Origin of the sequence: Pseudomonas sp. FP603, assembly GCF_030687415.1 — a bacterium.
Taxonomy (GTDB): Bacteria; Pseudomonadota; Gammaproteobacteria; order Pseudomonadales; family Pseudomonadaceae; genus Aquipseudomonas; species Aquipseudomonas wuhanensis.
On record NZ_CP117431.1, the window covers coordinates 4383413 to 4401073 of the forward strand.

Consider the following 17661-nt stretch of genomic DNA (forward strand, 5'->3'; position numbering starts at 1 on the left):
GGTTCGAGGGCTTATTCAACGGACAGCGTCCGTGCACCACGGCTGCCAACCACCACCAGCACACCGTCGGCGGACTGAGTGGCGCCGGTCACCGGTGTCGGTGCCCGTTGCTGAACCAGATGCAATTGCGTGCCTGTGCCCTGGCTGACCAGCATCTGCCCGCCCTGGGTGAACAAGCGGTAGTTGCCACGGCCATCGACGAGGCCGGCGGTGATGCTGACGTGCAGGCCATTCTTCAGCGGGGTCCAGCTGAAACCGCCATCGGTGCTGCGCAGCACATTGCCGCGCAAGCCGTAGACGAGCGCTTCGCCGGGCTTGCCGAGCACACCGAAAAAACTGCCCTGATAGGGTGTCTGCACGGCGGCGAACCGCTGTTGGGTGTCATCCCATTTCAGCAACAAGCCTTGCTCGCCGGCGATGTACAGCGCATCGCCAGTGGAGGCGATGGCGTTGAGGTGAAAGCCCTGCGGGTTGTCGGTGCGATCCTGAAACGGTGTCCAGCTCTGGCCGCCGTCTTCGGTGCGCAGGATCAAGTTGAACACCCCGACCACATAGCCGAGGCGGTCGTTTTCGAACCAGACATCAAGCAAGGGTTTGTCGGCGCCCTGCGCCATCAGGCGCTCACCCTCGGCGACCAGCAATGGCCATTGTTCGTTGCCAGGTTCTGCACGGGCCAACGCTTGGTAATGCTTGACCAGCAAGGCGCCGATCTCGCGGCCGTCCAGTTGCTTGCGCCAGGTCGCACCCGCGTCACTGCTGTGCAATACCACACCGTCGCCGCCCACCGCCCAGCCTTGGGTGGCGGAAGGAAAACTCACGGCATTGAGGTCGGCACTGACCGGCACCGCTGCCTGCTGCCAGTGTTTGCCGGCATCATCGGAATACAGAATGTGGCCACGCTGCCCGACTGCGACCAAACGCTCGCCGGCGCGGGCCATGCCGGATAACGGGCTGTTGACGGCCAGGGCGCTGACCCTGGCCGGCAGATCCAGCACGTCGACATAACCGGACGCCTGGCTCAGGCCCTGCAACATTGCAAGCAGAGCGCCGAGCGCCAGCCGCAGATTTTTTTTGTACGAACACATACCGCGTCCTCTTCGGATAACCGCGCCGGGACACACGTCCGTGTGCCTGACGTTCCAACCTGGGCGTGCGAAACGATCGGCACGCGCCGACCGTCGTGCGGTCCCCTGCCTGGCAGTGGACCGCACGGACGCTTTGTCACGGTTTGCTTAGCGAATCCCGCTACCGGCCAGGGACTCGGGCGACCACTGCGCCTTGGAGAGCGGATCGATGTACTTGATGCCACCGTAAGGCCCGACCACGCCGTTGATGTTGTAGGAGCCGCCCACCAGGTCGTAGATCATGAAGGGCGTGGAGTCCGGGATCTGCTTGTCGTAGCTCTGGCTGAGGAACGCGAAGGAGCCACGGTACAGTTGACCACGGGCGTCGTATTGGTCAGAGGCCAGAGCGGTCCAGCTGTCTTCATCGAGGTAGAAGCGGCGCTTCTGATAGATGTGTCGGGCGCCGGCCTTGAGGTTGCCTTCCACCACCCACACCCGGTGTTTTTCCCAGCGCACGTAATCCGGTGCCAGGTGATTGGCGGCGGTCAGCGACTTGGGGTCCTGGGCGTAAGTCAGCTTGTAGGTGTTGTACGGCACGATCATTTCCTGCTTGCCCACCAGCTTCCAGTCGTAGCGGTCCAGCGCACCGTTGAACACGAAAACATCGTCGTAGGTGCCCGCGCCAGCAGTGCCAGGGTTAGGCGTGTCGTAAGCCAGGTTAGGCGCCAGCTTGACCCGGCGCTGCCCAGGCAAGTATTGCCAGGCGCGGCGCGGTTGCTGCAGCGGGTTGGCGGCGTCCTTGAGCATCACCGCTTCACCGGCCCGGCGCGCAGGGCCGGTATAGGACAGTTTCATCTGGTAGTACACGTCGGCGCTGCTGATCGGCTGCGCCAGGTTCTCGTAGATCGGATAGGAAATGAACGCCTGCCCGGTGGTCGCCAGGGTCGGCACGCCAGCGGAGTCGACGTTCCAGGAGTCGTACTTGGAGTTGATGTTGACCCCCTGATAACGCAACAGGAAGTTCCACATCGCCTCGTTGCCCGACTGCGGAATCGGGAACGGCACGCCCGGCAGCACGTTATCGATGGCCAAACCACCTTCGAGGGACTTGGCGCCGCTGGCATTCTTCACGCCGTTGTCGAGGATGGCTTTGGGCAGCGAAACGGTACGGTGGGTCGGGTAGACATTGACGTGGAAGCTCGGGAAACGCTTGGCCAGTTCCGCCGTGGTTGCACTGAGCAGGCCCTTGTACTGATCGACGTTTTTGCCGTCGATCACCAGTAACGGTTTTTCGTTGGCGAAGGGATCCGGACGCATGCTGTCACCGGATTTGAAACTGGCCGGCGGTGTGGTCAGGCCACCGTCATAGGCGGGGATGGAACCATCAGCGTTCCCGGCCTTTTCGGCGCCCACCAGGGTCAGGCTGCTGCCCAACTTGGCAGCGTCCTGGGTTGAAACAGCGGCCTGTGCCTGGGCGGCAAGGACCATGGCCAGCGAAGCAGCCAACACGGTTTTTGCGAATTTCATCTTGTTATTCTCCTGCTTGCATTGAGCAAATCAGTGGTGAATCAAAAAGTGGTTTTCATCGTCAGGTAAACGGCGCCACGGTCCTCAGTCGTGGCCCCACCACCGGAGAAGGCCGAGTAGCCGCCGCCGTAACACGCATAGTTTTCATTGCCGCTAAAGGCATTGGGTGTGGAGCCGTCGCCGCTGCCGGCATTGGCTGCGCCGGTGCTCAAACCGCTGGCGTCGCACTTGTCGGTCTTGCCGAAGGAGTCCACGTACTTCAGGTCGACGAAGTATTTGTTGTACACAACGGCACCCACGCCCACGGCATAGTTGCCGGTGTCTTTGGCACCGCCACCGGACACTGGTGATACGCCGTCAAGGCCGACGTTGATGGACATTGGTGCGTTGAGGTCGACGCCGGGAAACACCTGGTACCAGGTCGGCGTAAAGTTGACCGCGATACCCCAGTTGTCCCGGGTCGGCTGGTCGATGCCGCGATAGGTGTCCTTGCCCTTGTAGAGCGCTTCGTTCTTGCTATCGAGCTTGAGCAGGTTGCTGTAGTACAACTCGGCGAGCAGGCTGGCCGAATCGAACACCGGTGTTTTCGGGAAGGTCATCAGGCCGTTGAGCGTCCAGTGCAAGGTGTCACCGGTGGCACTCAGGCTGTCGCCCTTTTGCGGGGTGTCATAGATCACCCCGGTGGCCGCCGTGCGAGCCGGCAACAACCCAAGACCTGCGCCCAAACCCCGCGGCCCTGTCGAGCTGACAACCGCAGGAATACTGGCCAGCGGCATGTTGTGCCGAATGTTCAGGTCCGACCCCACACTGATACCGCCCACATCCTTGGACAGGCTCAGGCCGACGATCTGAATGTTGTCGGCATAGGCCAGTTGATAGGTGCTGGTGCTCAACGAATTGAGGGTGTTGACCACGGCCGGCACCATGCCGGCAGGTGCAGTGCCGTTGGGGTTGGCCGACGTCAGCCCGGTGGCGTTCAACCACGCTTGCGGCAGGATTTCCGAGGTATTGCGGTAGTAAACGCCGAGGGTGCCATCCAGCCAGGCCGGCGACCACTTGGCCATCACGCCCCAGTCACCGCGCTTGTCCGGCGTCAGGTCGTGACCGCGACGCACATTGGTCAGCCCGTTGCACGGCGCCAGACCACAACCCAGCGGACTGCCCGGCACCACGCCATTGGTGTTGCCCAGCAGGAACGACTGCGCACCGAAGCCGACCAGATCGGAACCGCCATAGTAAGTACCGGCTTCAGGCAGGCGCGCGGCGTCCCAATCGAGGAAATACTGGGCACCCACGGTCAACTCGGGATTGACCGTGAACGACATCGACAGCTGGTTACGCGGAACAAACAGTTCCTTGGCTTCGGTACCCGGCGAGGCGGCCAGTTTGGCCAGGTCCAGGCCGGACTGGCCGTAGCTGATCGAGTGCACCGGGTTGAGGATGGTTTCACCCCAGAACACGTTGTGCTGGCCGGCCTTGACACTCAACAGCGACTCCTCGCCCACTTCGGTGCTGTAGAACACGAAGGCATCGAGGATTTCGCCGGATGGACCGGTGTAGTAACGCTGGGCGTAGTTGCTCAGGTGCGGGCTGCCGTTGCCGACATTGTCGCCGGTGACCCCGGCCAGGCGCGGATCGTTGGCGACCAGACCCGACCTTGCATCATTGCCGTTGACGAACGGGTTGGAATTGGAACCGGTGTTCTCGTAAGCCTTGTCGTACCAACTGGCGGCACTGACACGAAAACCCATGTGGTTCTGGTAGACCACATCCATTTCGGTCAACAGGTCAACACGGTTGGTGATGTTGGTTCCGGCCTTGCGGAAGTTGTAGTCGCCGTCGTTGTTGTTCGGCGTTGCCAGCATGCGTTTGTCAGCGCTTTCGGTGCGTACGCCGTAGTTGTACTTCACGGTGTTATCCAGACGTACGGTCCAGTCCGGGTTACCTGTGTCGAGCTCGACCGCCTGCGCGACCGGCACGGCGGCGGCCAGGATGGCCGAGGCCAACAAGGTGTAACGCGAGGGTGCGAATCCGTGACTCTTATTGTTGTGCATTGCGTTGTCTCCGCCTTTTGTATTTGTTTTAAGCGCAGCCGCCCTCGCGCAACCCCTTGTTCCAGGGGTTTACGTTTTTCAGGAGTGGGGGCAAATGCCGGATGGCTGGGGCCAACCGGCGCCTGAATTAGCGATCCAGTTCCAGGATGAGTGCTTCGGCTTGAGGCCAGTGGCCAAAGCCTGCAGCTGGATTGAGATGACCCACCTCGCCCATATTGAGCAGTTCACTGCCCCAGCCTTCAGCCAGGCGAGTGGCAGCGTCCAGGCTGGCAAGGTGGTCGTTGGTACTGGCGGCCACCAGGCTGCGGAACGGCAGTGGCCCTTTTGGCAGAGGGCTCCAACCCTGGGTACGCAGGGTTTCAGCGGATGGGTAGCCTTGCGGCCAATCAGCATCGAGATCCGGAGGCGTCGCCAGCAGCGCACCCTTGATTGGCCGACGGTGCTGCGCCGCCCAGTGCGCGACCATCAGCACTCCGGCGCTGTGAGCAACCAGAATCACCGGCCCGTCGATCTGCTCCAGCGCGTGCTGAATCGCTTCGACCCGCTTGGCGCAATCGAGCTTGTCGGTTTCCAGCGGCGGCACACTGCGCACCTTGCAGAGCCTTGCCTCAAGCAGCGTTTGCCAATGCTCGGCAACGTGCTCGCGCAGGCCCGGTACGATCAGAACGGTTGCGGCAGTTAGCAGTTTGTCCACTTCAACACCTTCGCTTTCTCGATGACTCGACTGGCTCTATTGGCCAGGGGCTTTTTGTAGGACTGACATTAAAGAGCGCCCACCCGGGGCGCTTTTCATTGGACGTCAGGCACTTTTCTTTTCATGACAAATTTCCAGGGATCGGCACGCGCCGACCATTGGTCGTAAATCCCGGCAGGTTCTCTGCGGGTCACTGTAATCAAGGGGTGAGCGTTGATTGCTCGACGACAACGGAGGTGATTCTGGAAAGAATTGGGCGAGCGCCCTCGACAACCTCACAACTGTTCAATTGCTGATGTGCTGGATATAGTCGCCACGCTCATTTGAATCGCAACCGGCCCAGGAAAGACCTTCGCATGCCCAAGCTCGTTCGCGCCGCCGTCTTGACCAACTACCTGGAGGTCACCCAATACCTGGGGTTCAACCCGCGCGATGTGCTGGCTAGCGTCGGCCTGAGCAAAGCCCTGTTGCAAGCGCCCGAACACCGCATCCCCATCGATGCCGCCGTACGCCTGCTGGAAGATTCGGCCGCCGCCAGTGGCTGCCAGAGCTTCGGCCTGAGCATGGCCGAGTCGCGTCAGCTCTCGGACTTCGGTGTGGTCAGCCTGCTGCTCAGCCACCAGCGAACGCTGCGTGATGCGTTGCAAGTGTTGGTGCATTACCGTCATCTGATGAACGACTCGCTGGCCCTCTTCATCGAAGAGGCCGGCAAGATGGTGATTATTCGCGAGGAGGTGGTTACTGAATCGCCGATGCCCTGCCGACAAGCCAATGAACTGGCCATCGGGGTGATGTTCCGCCTGTGCGCCGCCCTGCTCGGTACCCACTGGCACCCTTACAGCGTCAACTTCACGCACCAGCCTCCCGACAACCTGCAACTGCATCGCCGCCTGTTTGGTTGCAAGCTGGAATTCGGCAGCGAGTTCAACGGCATTGTCTGCTCCGACGCCAGCCTCGACGTGACCAACCCCAATGCCGACCCGGCCATGGCGCGCTACGCCCAGAGTTACCTCGACTCGCTGCTGAGTCATGAGGGCCCATCGATGCTGTTCGAGGTGCGCAAAGCCATCTACCTGCTGCTGCCGATGGGGCGCGCCACCATCGAGCAGATCGCCCAGACCCAGGGCATGAACGTACGCACCCTGCAACGTCGCCTGAAAGACGACGGCTGCGCCTTCAACGACCTGATCAACGACGTGCGTCGCGACCTGGTGTTGCGCTACCTGGAAAACCCGAATTATTCGTTGGGGCGCATTGCCGACATGCTCGGCTACTCCATGGCGAGTTCCTTCACACGCTGGTTCATCACCCAGTTCGGCATGCCGCCCGCCGCATGGCGCAGCGCGCAAAAGCACACCGCCAAGGCACCGCCGGACCTGACCACCCTGCCCGGCTCCATCGAACCCTGAACCGGACGCAACAGACGCTGGGCATGCAAAAAAAAAGCGGCGACTGCTGGTACAGTCGCCGCAAAAGAACCGGTGTCTGTGACACCGGCGAGGAGTCCTGCGGCGAGGGAGCTTGCTCCCGCTGGGGTGCGAAGCGCCCCTCTTCCAAGGCCACTGCATTTTTTCAGAAAGTACGCGGCGACGGTTTTGGGGCTGCTTCGCACCCCAGCGGGAGCAAGCTCCCTCGCCACAGTTTTGTGTGCCTACATTCCCCAGCGCAGCAGCAACAGCACCAGCACGACAAGGAACACCGTCTCCCCCACCATCAGCAGGATCGGCTTGATGCCCACCGCCGCCAACTCCTTGAGCTGGGTCTTCATGCCCAGGGCACTGATGGAAACCACCAGGCACCAGCGCGACAATTCATTGACCGAACCCTGCACCACCGGGGCTATCCAACCGGTGCTGTTGATACAGGCCAGAATCAGAAACCCGACCGCAAACCATGGCAGCAGCGGCGGTCGTTTGCCAGCCGGGTCGGCGCCCTGCATACGGGTAATCATCGCGGCGCAGACGATCACCGGCAGCAGCATGGCAACGCGCATCAGCTTGATCACCGTGGCCGTATCGCCGGTCTCGGTCGACATGCTGTAACCGGCACCGACCACCTGGGCGACATCATGGATGGTCGCCCCCAAGAACACGCCCGCCACTTGTGGCGACAACGATAGCCAGTTGGCAATCATCGGGTACACGATCATCGCCAGGGTCGACAGCGCCGACACTCCGATCACCGTGAATAATGTCGCGCGTTCTTTCTGCGGATGGTTGGGCAATGCCGCCGCCAGCGCCAACGCCGCCGATGCACCACAAATCGCGGTGGCCCCACCGGTGAGCATGCCGAACAAACGCTGGAATCCCAGGGCCTTGGCCGCGATCACCGAGACGCCAATCGTCACCACCACCACAATCACCACCAGCGCTACAGGCTTCCAGCCCAGCGCGGCAATCTGTTCGAGCGTGATGCGCATGCCCAGCAACGCCACGCCAATGCGCAACACCGTGCGGGCCGTGAATTCGATGCCGGCCTTGCAGGCGCCGTCACCGGCCAGGAAGTTCAGCGCCATGCCCAACAACAAGGCAAACAGCATCACCGGCGCGCCGTAATGCTCGGACAAAAAGGACGCGGCCGCCGCCACGATCAGGCTGACGACAAAACCCGGCGCCAGTTCGCGCGTTCGGCTATGGATACGGGTAAGCGCGATAGCGCTCATGGCACGGACTCCTCGGGAACGATAACGATGAATGCCTGGCCGTCGATGATCTCGACCGGGTAGTTGGCGACTTTGAGCTGGGTTGAATTGAGCAAGTAACCGCTGCGCAGATCGAAGCGCAGGCCATGGGCGCAGCACTGAATCACCCGCCCCTCAAGGCGCCCGCCACACAGCGAGGCGCCTTGGTGCGGGCAACTGTCGTCAATGGCGAACAGGTCACCTTCAACGTTGAATAACGCCAGACTTTTGCCATCGAATTCGAACAGCGCACGACCACCCGCCTGCGGGAGTTTTCCGGCAGGCACAGGGACACGATGGCTCATACCGGTTGCCACCCGCGATGACTTTCAAGCAAGGCCTCGCACATGGCGGCAAGTAGTGCCTCGGCAGGTTGTGCGCCCACCATCGTCAGGCGATGGTCGAACTGAAAACTGGGCACGCCACTGGCGGCTCCCGCCTCGTTGCCGACGTAAGGATCACCGTCGCCTTGCAGGAAGGAGACCATGGCATCAGGGTCGAAACCACACGACTGGGCGATGGCGAGCAAGGTCTCCTGGCAGCCCAGATCTTCACCCAACTGAAAATAGGCCGCGAACAAACGCTCAAGCAAAACATCGCATTGGGCGCTATTGCCCAGTACGCTCGCACGCTCCAGCAAGCGATGGGCGTCGGCGGTATTGGGCATGCGGGCGATGCGGCTCAAATCGATGGGCACACCCACCGCCATCGCAGCCTGCTGCACCTGGGCCTGGCGCATCGCTACGGCTTCAGGACTGCCCAGACGCTTGAGGTAAAAATCGGCGAAAACCCCACCCAGTGCCGGCAGCTGCGGCAGCAATTGCACCCCGTGCCACACCGTCGTGATTTCCACGTCGGGCTGCTGTAATCGCAGCAGGTCTTGCGCGCGCTCCAGTTGACGCTTGCCGATCAGGCACCACGGGCAGATGAAATCGAAAAACACATCAATACGTAAACGACCACTCATAACTTCACCTCTAACGCCGCTTTGCCAATCGAATCGAGGACTTGCTCGCCTCGAAGCCGGGCGATGTCCTTGTGGTAATGACACCTGGCATAAAAAAACACGGCCGCAGCCACGATGCTGACCAGTGGCACCCACTGAAAAGCAGCCTGCAAACCGATGAGATCGGACACCCTGCCGGTGATGAATGGCCCAGGCGCCAGCCCCAGCATGTTGTTGGCCAGGGTCAGTGTGGCGAACGCTGTGCCATGGACCGAGTAATGGGTCAGGTTGGCAACCATGGCTCCGCACGGGCCGGTCGTGCCGGCGGCAATCAACATGCCCAGGCAGATCAGCGCCAATTGCACAGGCCCTGCCGGCAGCGCGAATGCCGCCGACAACAGCAGGCAACTGCCCAGGCAATAAGCGATGGCCAAAGCGACTTTGCGCTCCGGCGAATGGCGACACAGTCGATCACTGAGCATGCCGCACAGGATCATCCCCGCTCCGCTGCACAGCACGATGATCGCCGCGACACCGCCCGCCTTGTCGGTGGCCATGTCGTAGTAACGATTGAGGTAACTGGGCATCCACACAATGACGGTGCCGCCGACGAACAGTTGCAAGCCACTGCCAATGTAGGCAGCGATCACCGAGCGGCTGGAAAACAGCGTACGCAACGGACGCTTGACCGCGGCAGCTGCCTTGTTCGCCGCCTGAGCGGCACGTTGCGGCGCAATACGTGCTTCCTTGACGATGACCGGGTAAAGCACCGCCAGCAGCAGGCCGAACAGCGCCATGCCGGCAAACGACCAGCGCCAGCCAAGCTTGGCGGCGATTGCACCGCCCAGCGCCATACCTAATACCGAACCGAACATGCCGCCCGCCATGAAGGCACTGGCCAGGGTTGCACGCATGTGTTTGGGAAACACCGAAATCACCACCGCGATGCCGACGCTGCCGTACGCTGCTTCGCCGACGCCGACCATGAATCGTGCAATGAACATCTGCTGATAGTCCTGCGCCAATGCGCAGCCCAGCGTCGCCAGACTCCACAGCAAAGCCATCAGCGCCAGGCTCTTGACCCGGCCGAAGCGATCCGCCAGCAATGACAGGGGAATGGTCAGCAGCCCCACCATCAGGGCGACAATGCCACTGAGCAGGCCGAGCTGACCGTCGCTCAGGGCCCATTCGCCCTTGAGCATCGGGAACACCGCGTTCAATACCTGACGCGACATGTAATCGGAAATCAACAAGCCGAACGTCAGTGCAAAGACGATCCAGGCGTACGTGCGCGTAACGCCGACGCCACTGCAGTCATCATCGTCTGCAGCGATTGGGTGAAAGGCCATGCAGCCTCCTCAAAGCTTTGTTTTATTGTTGTTATCAAGCGTGTTGCAGTGCAGCGAGCGGGAGGCCATTGACCGCCCGCTTCGCCTGCCGATCAGCCGCGTTGCGGCACACCTTTCTGCCCGGCCTTGCGGTTGGGGGCCATGCCATTGGCCAGCAAGGTTTCTTCGATGCTTTGGTACTGCACGCCGATGCGATAGATCTCGCGGGCTTCTTTGCCCGTGGCGATTTCGCGACCCAGTTCATGGGCGATGCGTACGGTTTGCTTGATCTGCGCAACTGAGCCGAAACGATCGCCCTTGTGATCAATGATAGTGTCTTCATTGCCCACACGCGGGTGCATACCCATGGCCATCGACATGGTGTTGAACGGCATGACGTTCTTGAGCAGCGACTCGGAGGTCAAGGTGCAACCGTCTGGCGCGCGATGGATGAAGTTGAAGAAGTTAAACGGATTGGGGCCATCGAAACCGCCGCCGATACCGATCCACGTCAGGTTCAACGGGCCCTTGTAGACGCCTTTGCGCACCAGACGCTCAAGGGTTTCCATGGCATGCATGCCAGTCAGCTGGAAGTGCGGCTGGATGCCGTTGTCCATCAGACGCTTAAGGTGCTCGGCGACCCAGGCCGGGCCCGCCGGTACGGTCATCTCGCTGTAGGCCGCCTGATAGGCAGGATTGGCCAGGGACGTGCCTTCCAGGTATTCCGGATACAGCAGCTCCATGATGTTCATCTGGGTGGTGTTGATGGCCACCGTGACCTGATCCGGTTTTGGCGTCAGCTCGGCCAGCATGTGGCGCGTATCGTCAGACAGCCACTTGGCCGCTTCACCATCGCTTTCCGGGGCGAAGGAAATCGAACCACCGACCTGGATGATCATGTCCGGCACGGCTTCACGCACGCCGGCGATCAACTCGTTGAACTTGGACAGACGCTTGGAACCCTTACCGTCCAATTCACGCACGTGCAGGTGCAATACCGTGGCACCCGCCTCATAACAATCAACCGCCTTCTGCACCTGCTCGTCCATGGTCAGCGGGATGTCCTCGGGGAAGTCTTCCGGCATCCACTCGGGGCCATACGGGGCCACGGTGATCACTACTTTTTCCATGTTTTCCGGGTGCAGGGAATCGTCGAAGAATTGCATGAGTTACTCCTGTTCTTATGATTGTTGCGCCCACCCGGGATCGTGCCGGGCAGGCGTGTCTACGAGAGCGAATGCAGCGGCGGTCGATCAGTAAGTCTTGTCGCCGATGATCCCGGCGCGTTCCATCTTGCGATGGCACGGCGGGTAATCCATGACGGCGTAGTGCTGGGTACTGCGGTTGTCCCAGATGGCGATGCTGTTGGGTTTCCAGCGCCAGCGCACCTGATACTCGGGGATGTAGGCCTGGCTGATCAGGTAGCGCAGCAGCTCACTTGCCCCCGGGTTGGCGTCCTGGCCGAAGCGCACCCGATCGGGGGTGTGGTAGTTGCTCAAGTGGGTGGTAAAGGCGTTGACGAACAGCACCTTCTCCCCGGTTTCCGGGTGGGTGCGCACCACCGGGTGCTCGGCATCCGGGTACATCGCCTTGAGCGCCAGACGCTTTTCGATCGGCATGGCGGCACCGAAACTCGCTTCGATACTATGGCGCGCGCGCAGGTCGGCGATCTTCACCTTCACGTCTTCCGGCAAGCGCGCATAGGCCTCGACCATGTTGGCCCACATGGTGTCGCCGCCCACCGGAGGGCACTCTACGCAGCGCAGCACGCAGCCCATCGGCGGCGCCTCGCGCCAGGTCGCGTCGGTGTGCCAGGCGTTTTCGTAGCGGTCCATCGGCTGGTCCGGCCGCTTGTAGATGCGCACCAGCCCTGGATGATCCGGATCACTGCCGGCCACCGGATGATCCTCCAGTTCGCCAAAGCGCCGGGCGAATGCCACATGCTCGGCGCGAGTGATGTCCTGATCACGCAGGAACACCACCCGATGCTTGAGCAGCTGAGCACGAATCTCGGCAAAAAGACCGTCGTCATGCACCGCGTCGGCAAGGTTGACGCCCACCAGCTCCGCGCCAATGCTGCAGGTCAATTGTTCGACTTTCATGGCAGACAACTCCCTTAAATGACGAAAATCGATGAGCCCGTGGTCTTGCGTGATTCCAGGTCGCGATGGGCCTGCACGGCATCCTGCAAAGCATAGTGCTGGTTGATCTCGATCTTGATCCGACCGCTGCCGACCAGGTCGAACAACTCGCCCGCCAACACGGCTTTTTCCGTCGGGTTGGCGATGTAATCGGCCAGGGCCGGACGCGTCATGAACAGCGAACCCTTCATCGCCAGCAGGACCGGATCAAAGGCCGGAATCGGACCGGATGCCGTGCCGACGCACACCATCAAACCGCGACGCTTGAGCGAATCCAGGGAGCCCATGAAGGTGTTCTTGCCGACACTGTCGAACACCACGTTGACCCCCACGCCGTCCGTCAACTCGCGAACGCGCTGGGCGACGTCTTCATGGCTGTAGTTGATGACATGCTCGCAGCCATGAGCCCGGGCAATTTCACCCTTGGCCTCGGTGGACACGGTGCCAATGACATTCAGACCGAGCAGCTTGGCCCACTGCGAAACAATCAGGCCTACACCACCGGCAGCGGCATGCAGCAGAATGCTGTCGCCGGGCTTGAAGTCGTAAATACGCCGCATCAGGTACGAGGACGTCAGGCCGCGCATGGTCATGGCCGCGGCGGTCTCGAAACTGATCGTTTCCGGCAGCTTGATCAGCGGCGCGGCCGGGATCAGACGCTCGGTGCTGTAGGCACCCAATGTATTGAGAAAACCGGTGTAGGTGACGCGATCACCCACTTGTACATTGGTCACCCCTTCGCCGATGGCCTGGACCACACCCGAAGCTTCGACCCCCATGCCATTGGGCATCGGGATCGGGTAGGTGCCATTGCGAAAATAGGTATCGGCATAGTTCAGGCCAACCGCCACATGGCGCAGACGAACCTGGCCTGGACCGGGATCGCCGACGTCGACCTCTTCATAACGAAGGACTTCGGGACCACCGGTTTCGTAGAAGCGTACGGCTTTGGCCATTTTTTCTTATTCTCCAGTCTCAAGTTGGGCGTGCTGCGTCGAATTGCGCTGATTGGACTGTAGGGCGCCGTCTGGCGAGTCGCTTCTCATCAGACGACAATGGCTTTTCATTTCATGACAATGCACGTTGCCTCACGCCTGTAGTGGATGACTAATCCAGTGCCTCTCGATACCCTGCGCACCTCGGTATGATGGTGTTCCAGGTCAAACCACCTCCCCTCCAGACGAGCATGTGATGAAATCCCCTGCAGGTTTGCTGCTGTCGGCTATTGAGCTGGACCGTGCCAGCGCCATTCCCCTGTACCGCCAACTCTATTTGCAGATTCGCAAACAGATTCTCAGCGGAAAAATGCAAGGGGGGGTGCGCCTGCCGTCGACGCGAACCCTGAGCAAAGAATTGGCGCTGTCGCGGATCACCATTCTCAATGCATTCGATCAGCTGATTGCCGAAGGTTTCCTGGCCTCGCGCACCGGGGCGGGCACCTATGTCGGCAATGAGTGGGAGAGCCGAGGGATTGCCGACGAAGAGCAGCGCCAGCCACCGCGCCTGTCCGACCTGAGCCAGTCCATGCTGTCGTTGCGCAGTAGTCACTTTCGCGGGGTTTCCTATACCGATTGGGACCCAGCGACCCCCACCTCATTTCTGCCCAGCCACAGCACCTACGACGCGTTCCCGCTCGCGGTGTGGCGGCGTTTGATGAACCGCCACCTGCTCAAGCCGACCAAGGCCATGCTTGGCTATGGCGAACTGCAAGGGTTACAGGCCTTGCGCACGACGATTGCCGAGTACGTCTTTGATGCCCGTGGCATCGATTGCAGTGCCGAGCAGGTGGTGATCGTTTCAGGGGCCCAGCAAGCCTTCAACCTGTTGGGCATGCTGTTGCTCAATCCGCAGGACAGCGTGTGGATGGAAGACCCAGGACACATCGCGGCGCGCATTGCGTTGCAGGCCCAGGGGGCTCAGGTGGTCCCGTTGCGGATCGATGAACAAGGAATAGATATTCAGCAAGGCCTGGCCGAGTGCCCTGACGCCCGCTTGGTGTTTACCACGCCTTCTCGCCAGCATCCCTTGGGCGTGACCATGAGTTATGCGCGGCGACAGGCACTCATCGACTGGGCCGCGCAGTATCAAAGCTGGATCATCGAGGACGATTGCGACAGTGAGTTTCGCTACAGCGGCCGCCTCCTCCCCGCGCTCTACGCCATGGACCGGATGGCTCGAGTGATCTACATTGGCACCTTCAGCAAAGTGCTCTTCCCCTCACTAAGACTGGGCTATGTGATTTTGCCGCAAGCCCTGGTCGAACCCTTCTGTACCCTGCGCGCGGTCATGGATCGCAGCCCGCCCACGATTCTCCAGGCGACAACGGCGGACTTCATGCGCGAAGGCCACTTCATCGGCCATATTCGCCGCATGCGTGCGCTGTACCAGGCTCGCCAGCAAGCACTGCTCGAGCAACTTCAGCAACAGCTGGGCGGCTTCTTCAACATCACCCCGGTGGAAGCCGGCATGCACTTGATCGCTTGGCTGCCACCCACGCTTGATGACGGCGTGATCGCCAGGGAACTGGCCCGGCACAACATCCACACCTATGCCCTGAGCGACTACTGCCTTGAGCATGTTTTGCCACCTGCCCTGCTCATCGGTTTCGCCGGTACGCCTGAGGGCCAGGCGCAAGAACGCGTCGAGGCGCTGGCGCGGGCCTTGAGCAAAATGGGGTACCTGCAGGCCACTTGAAGCAAGGCAAGTGGTCTTATGATTTAACTGATAATGGATCTATCGAGAGTTCCTGACTGGCGCGATAAAGGCTGCGCCGGTAGACCCGGCGTCTGACCAGGAACGACTCGAATGAACAATAAGATCCAAGAGCGATTCAATGCCTTGCTCAGCCACAAGGCTGCCGAGGCCGGAACACCTCCCTTACTGACTGAAGCACTGGCCCGCCAACTGCTCGACCGCCTTGGGCAGATGCGCTTGTTTGCGCATGCCTATCCCTTGCTGACCAACCTCACCCACGGCCGCGTCACGCCTGCCGACCTGCTGGACTTCGCCTATCGCCACGAGCTGCAGGGTCTGAGCCTGCATTTGCTCGACGGCGAGGAAAACAGCCTGAGTCAAATGACACCCGCGCAGTTGCAGGTGTTTGCCGACAAGGCCAATGCACTCGGACTGGATGTGCACCTGGAAATCAGCAGCACACTGAAAAAAGATGTCGATCAGGTGATCGCCATTGCCAGAGCGCTTGCGGTCCGCAACATCCGCGTTTACTCACGTTATGAGGGGACGCTGTCCCGGGTCATGGACGTAATCGAGTCAGACCTGCATTACCTCGCGCAGCAGGCAGACGAGCACGACCTGTTCTTCGACTTCGAGCAGCATGAGGAACTCAAGAGCGCCGAGATCGCGCAACTGCTGAGCCGGCTGAACCACCCACGGCTGCATGCCTTGTTCGACTTCGGCAACATGATCAATGCGTGCGAACAGCCACTACCGGCGCTGCGGACCCTCGCGCCGCACATACGCCAGACCCACCTCAAGGGTGTGCGTATCGTCCCCGAGCACAACGGCTTCGGCCATTACGGCGTGCTCCAGGGCAGCGACGAAGACGACCTGCCAAGCGCCCGCATGTTGTTCGAACTGTTGATGCTCGGCGACTCAACCCCGCAAGTGATCGCGTTCATTCTTGAGCAGGAAAACCACTACGTCGCCCCGGCGTTCCGCCAGACCTCTGAGGCTGCCGATCCGTTCATTGCGTACCGGGACATGAGTGACACACCACTCCCGGACGGCTACTCGCTCGAACGAATGCTCGCCGACGAACACCGTTGGGCGAACAACCAGGTCGCGTATGTGCGAGGCCTGCTGGCCGAGTTCCGAACCCTGGCTGAACTGACCCTCGCCCCCCGCGAAAACGCCTGAACCTGACGTTACTTCTCGATTACGCCTGGAGAACAATAATGACAACTCGTGACAAGGCCAAATGGCTCAGATTCCTGATTCTCATCCTCGGTGGTGGCACCATCTACAAACTGGCGAACCTCAAAGACGCCTTCTACATCCCCATGCAAGAATTCATGGGCTTGAGCCACACTGAAATCGGCATGCTGTTGAGCGCCAACGCCATCATCGCCACCGCACTGTTTGTCGTCGGCGGCCTGCTTGCCGATCGCTACGACACGCGCAAACTGATCCCCATCGGCCTGATCGGTACCGGCGGCCTGGGGCTGTATCTGGCGACCTTTCCGCCTTTCAGTAATCTGCTGATCGTGTTCAGCCTGTTGGCCGTCTGCGCCGATTGCATCTTCTGGCCCTCGCTGCTCAAGGCCATCCGCAATCTGGGTGACGATCAGGAACAGGGTCGGTTGTTTGGACTGTTGGAAGGTGGGCGTGGCGTCATTGATACGCTTGTGGCTTTTTCGGCGCTGGGCGTTTTCGTCGCCATGGGCGCCGGTGAAACCGGTCTGAAATCGGCAATCCTCTTCTACTCGGTCATCGACATTCTTGCCGGAACCCTGACCTGGTTCCTGCTCAAGGGCGGCAGCGCGCAGACGCTTGCCAAGCCGAAGAACGGTTTGTCGAACCTGCTCGAAGCCATCAAGGTGCCGGGCATCTGGCTGGTCAGCCTCAACGTATTCATGGTCTACATCGTCTACTGTGGCCTGACCTATTTCATTCCCTACCTCAAGGAAATGTACGGGCTGCCCGTGGCACTGGTGGGCGCCTACGGCATCATCAATCAGTACTTCCTCAAGATCCTCGGCGGCCCCGCCGGTGGTTTCATTGCCGACAAGCAGTTCAAGAGCACCAGCCGCTATTTGAAGTGGGCATTCCTGGCCTTGCTGCCGCTGATGGGCGTCATCCTGCTGATCCCGAAAAGCCCGGGTTTTATCTATGCGGGCATGGCAGCCACACTGTCCTTCGCGCTGATTGTATTTTCCATGCGAGGCGTGTTCTGGGCGCCCATGGGTGAAGTCGGCATCCCTTCGCACATCACCGGTTCAGCCTTCGGTATCGGCTGCCTGATCGGCTACGCACCGGGCATGTTCGCTTACGTCATCTACGGCGCAATCCTCGATCATTTCCCGGGTCAGCAAGGCTACAACTACGTCTTCAGCTTGATGAGTCTGTTGGCCATTCTTGGATTCATGGTGTCCAGCCTGCTGTACAAGACCGTTCAGAATAAATCCACGGCAATCGGTGCGGTTAGCGCGGCGCAAAGCTGATCGGGTAATCGTCGCCTTTACTGAACAGGCCAAGGCCTTACGGTGGA

Annotated in this window: 15 protein-coding genes; 4 read left to right on the plus strand and 11 right to left on the minus strand. The window is 60.7% G+C overall.

All coding sequences use genetic code 11. From position 1 onward, the window contains the following. Positions 1-11: 11 nt before the first annotated feature. From PSH65_RS20100 to PSH65_RS20115, 4 genes are all read right to left on the minus strand, one after another. On the minus strand, positions 12-1085 hold the full coding sequence (locus PSH65_RS20100; RefSeq protein WP_305422009.1) for a YCF48-related protein: 1074 nt from the start codon (positions 1083-1085) through the stop codon (positions 12-14). Between the two features lie 147 nt (positions 1086-1232). Continuing rightward, a complete protein-coding gene (locus PSH65_RS20105) occupies positions 1233-2591 on the minus strand; it encodes a DUF1329 domain-containing protein (protein WP_305422011.1) in 1359 nt (452 codons plus the stop codon). Between the two features lie 41 nt (positions 2592-2632). Then, complete coding sequence (locus tag PSH65_RS20110) at positions 2633-4645, minus strand: DUF1302 domain-containing protein (protein WP_305422012.1); 2013 nt, start codon at positions 4643-4645, stop codon at positions 2633-2635. A gap of 127 nt (positions 4646-4772) precedes the next feature. After that, complete coding sequence (locus tag PSH65_RS20115; RefSeq protein WP_305422013.1) at positions 4773-5339, minus strand: alpha/beta hydrolase; 567 nt, start codon at positions 5337-5339, stop codon at positions 4773-4775. Positions 5340-5695: 356 nt separating this feature from the next. Here PSH65_RS20115 and PSH65_RS20120 point away from each other — a divergent pair, with 356 nt between their 5' ends. After that, positions 5696-6748, plus strand: coding sequence for an AraC family transcriptional regulator (locus tag PSH65_RS20120; RefSeq protein ID WP_305422014.1), 1053 nt, complete (start codon positions 5696-5698; stop codon positions 6746-6748). Positions 6749-6990: 242 nt separating this feature from the next. Here the strand turns inward: PSH65_RS20120 and PSH65_RS20125 are convergent, their stop codons facing one another. From PSH65_RS20125 to PSH65_RS20155, 7 genes are all read right to left on the minus strand, one after another. Beyond that, positions 6991-8001, minus strand: a complete 1011-nt coding sequence (locus PSH65_RS20125; protein ID WP_305422015.1) for a YeiH family protein — start codon at positions 7999-8001, stop codon at positions 6991-6993. Then, positions 7998-8324, minus strand: coding sequence for a Rieske 2Fe-2S domain-containing protein (locus PSH65_RS20130; RefSeq protein WP_305422016.1), 327 nt, complete (start codon positions 8322-8324; stop codon positions 7998-8000). Before PSH65_RS20130 ends, PSH65_RS20125 begins: the two co-directional genes overlap by 4 nt. Further along, positions 8321-8986, minus strand: coding sequence for a DsbA family oxidoreductase (locus PSH65_RS20135; RefSeq protein WP_305422017.1), 666 nt, complete (start codon positions 8984-8986; stop codon positions 8321-8323). Before PSH65_RS20135 ends, PSH65_RS20130 begins: the two co-directional genes overlap by 4 nt. Continuing rightward, positions 8983-10314 carry an MFS transporter gene (locus PSH65_RS20140; RefSeq protein ID WP_305422018.1) on the minus strand — a complete coding sequence of 444 codons (1332 nt, stop codon included), beginning with the start codon at positions 10312-10314 and terminating at the stop codon, positions 8983-8985. Before PSH65_RS20140 ends, PSH65_RS20135 begins: the two co-directional genes overlap by 4 nt. A 92-nt stretch (positions 10315-10406) precedes the next feature. Beyond that, a complete protein-coding gene (locus tag PSH65_RS20145; RefSeq protein ID WP_038980143.1) occupies positions 10407-11459 on the minus strand; it encodes a 3-keto-5-aminohexanoate cleavage protein in 1053 nt (350 codons plus the stop codon). Between the two features lie 87 nt (positions 11460-11546). Beyond that, entirely contained in the window at positions 11547-12395 is an 849-nt protein-coding gene (locus PSH65_RS20150; RefSeq protein ID WP_305422019.1) for a TauD/TfdA family dioxygenase, read from the minus strand. A gap of 14 nt (positions 12396-12409) precedes the next feature. Next, the gene (locus PSH65_RS20155) at positions 12410-13390 is read right to left on the minus strand and encodes a quinone oxidoreductase (protein WP_305422021.1); all 981 of its coding nucleotides are present in this window, start codon (positions 13388-13390) and stop codon (positions 12410-12412) included. A 235-nt stretch (positions 13391-13625) separates the two neighbouring features. Here PSH65_RS20155 and PSH65_RS20160 point away from each other — a divergent pair, with 235 nt between their 5' ends. The 3 genes from PSH65_RS20160 to PSH65_RS20170 all read left to right on the plus strand — a co-directional run bounded on the left by PSH65_RS20160 (position 13626) and on the right by PSH65_RS20170 (position 17614). Then, positions 13626-15128 carry a PLP-dependent aminotransferase family protein gene (locus tag PSH65_RS20160; RefSeq protein ID WP_305422023.1) on the plus strand — a complete coding sequence of 501 codons (1503 nt, stop codon included), beginning with the start codon at positions 13626-13628 and terminating at the stop codon, positions 15126-15128. A 111-nt stretch (positions 15129-15239) separates the two neighbouring features. Then, a complete protein-coding gene (locus PSH65_RS20165) occupies positions 15240-16310 on the plus strand; it encodes a sugar phosphate isomerase/epimerase (protein ID WP_305422024.1) in 1071 nt (356 codons plus the stop codon). Positions 16311-16348: 38 nt separating this feature from the next. Next, positions 16349-17614 carry a nitrate/nitrite transporter gene (locus PSH65_RS20170; RefSeq protein WP_305422025.1) on the plus strand — a complete coding sequence of 422 codons (1266 nt, stop codon included), beginning with the start codon at positions 16349-16351 and terminating at the stop codon, positions 17612-17614. Positions 17615-17661: the final 47 nt, after the last annotated feature.

Coding starts and splice junctions, on each gene's coding strand:
- PSH65_RS20100 (WP_305422009.1), bottom strand. CDS start 1,085: ATGTGTTCGTACAAAAAAAATCTGCGGCTGGCGCTCGGCGCTCTGCTT.
- PSH65_RS20105 (WP_305422011.1), bottom strand. CDS start 2,591: ATGAAATTCGCAAAAACCGTGTTGGCTGCTTCGCTGGCCATGGTCCTT.
- PSH65_RS20110 (WP_305422012.1), bottom strand. CDS start 4,645: ATGCACAACAATAAGAGTCACGGATTCGCACCCTCGCGTTACACCTTG.
- PSH65_RS20120 (WP_305422014.1), top strand. CDS start 5,696: ATGCCCAAGCTCGTTCGCGCCGCCGTCTTGACCAACTACCTGGAGGTC.
- PSH65_RS20125 (WP_305422015.1), bottom strand. CDS start 8,001: ATGAGCGCTATCGCGCTTACCCGTATCCATAGCCGAACGCGCGAACTG.
- PSH65_RS20130 (WP_305422016.1), bottom strand. CDS start 8,324: ATGAGCCATCGTGTCCCTGTGCCTGCCGGAAAACTCCCGCAGGCGGGT.
- PSH65_RS20135 (WP_305422017.1), bottom strand. CDS start 8,986: ATGAGTGGTCGTTTACGTATTGATGTGTTTTTCGATTTCATCTGCCCG.
- PSH65_RS20140 (WP_305422018.1), bottom strand. CDS start 10,314: ATGGCCTTTCACCCAATCGCTGCAGACGATGATGACTGCAGTGGCGTC.
- PSH65_RS20145 (WP_038980143.1), bottom strand. CDS start 11,459: ATGCAATTCTTCGACGATTCCCTGCACCCGGAAAACATGGAAAAAGTA.
- PSH65_RS20150 (WP_305422019.1), bottom strand. CDS start 12,395: ATGAAAGTCGAACAATTGACCTGCAGCATTGGCGCGGAGCTGGTGGGC.
- PSH65_RS20155 (WP_305422021.1), bottom strand. CDS start 13,390: ATGGCCAAAGCCGTACGCTTCTACGAAACCGGTGGTCCCGAAGTCCTT.
- PSH65_RS20160 (WP_305422023.1), top strand. CDS start 13,626: ATGAAATCCCCTGCAGGTTTGCTGCTGTCGGCTATTGAGCTGGACCGT.
- PSH65_RS20165 (WP_305422024.1), top strand. CDS start 15,240: ATGAACAATAAGATCCAAGAGCGATTCAATGCCTTGCTCAGCCACAAG.
- PSH65_RS20170 (WP_305422025.1), top strand. CDS start 16,349: ATGACAACTCGTGACAAGGCCAAATGGCTCAGATTCCTGATTCTCATC.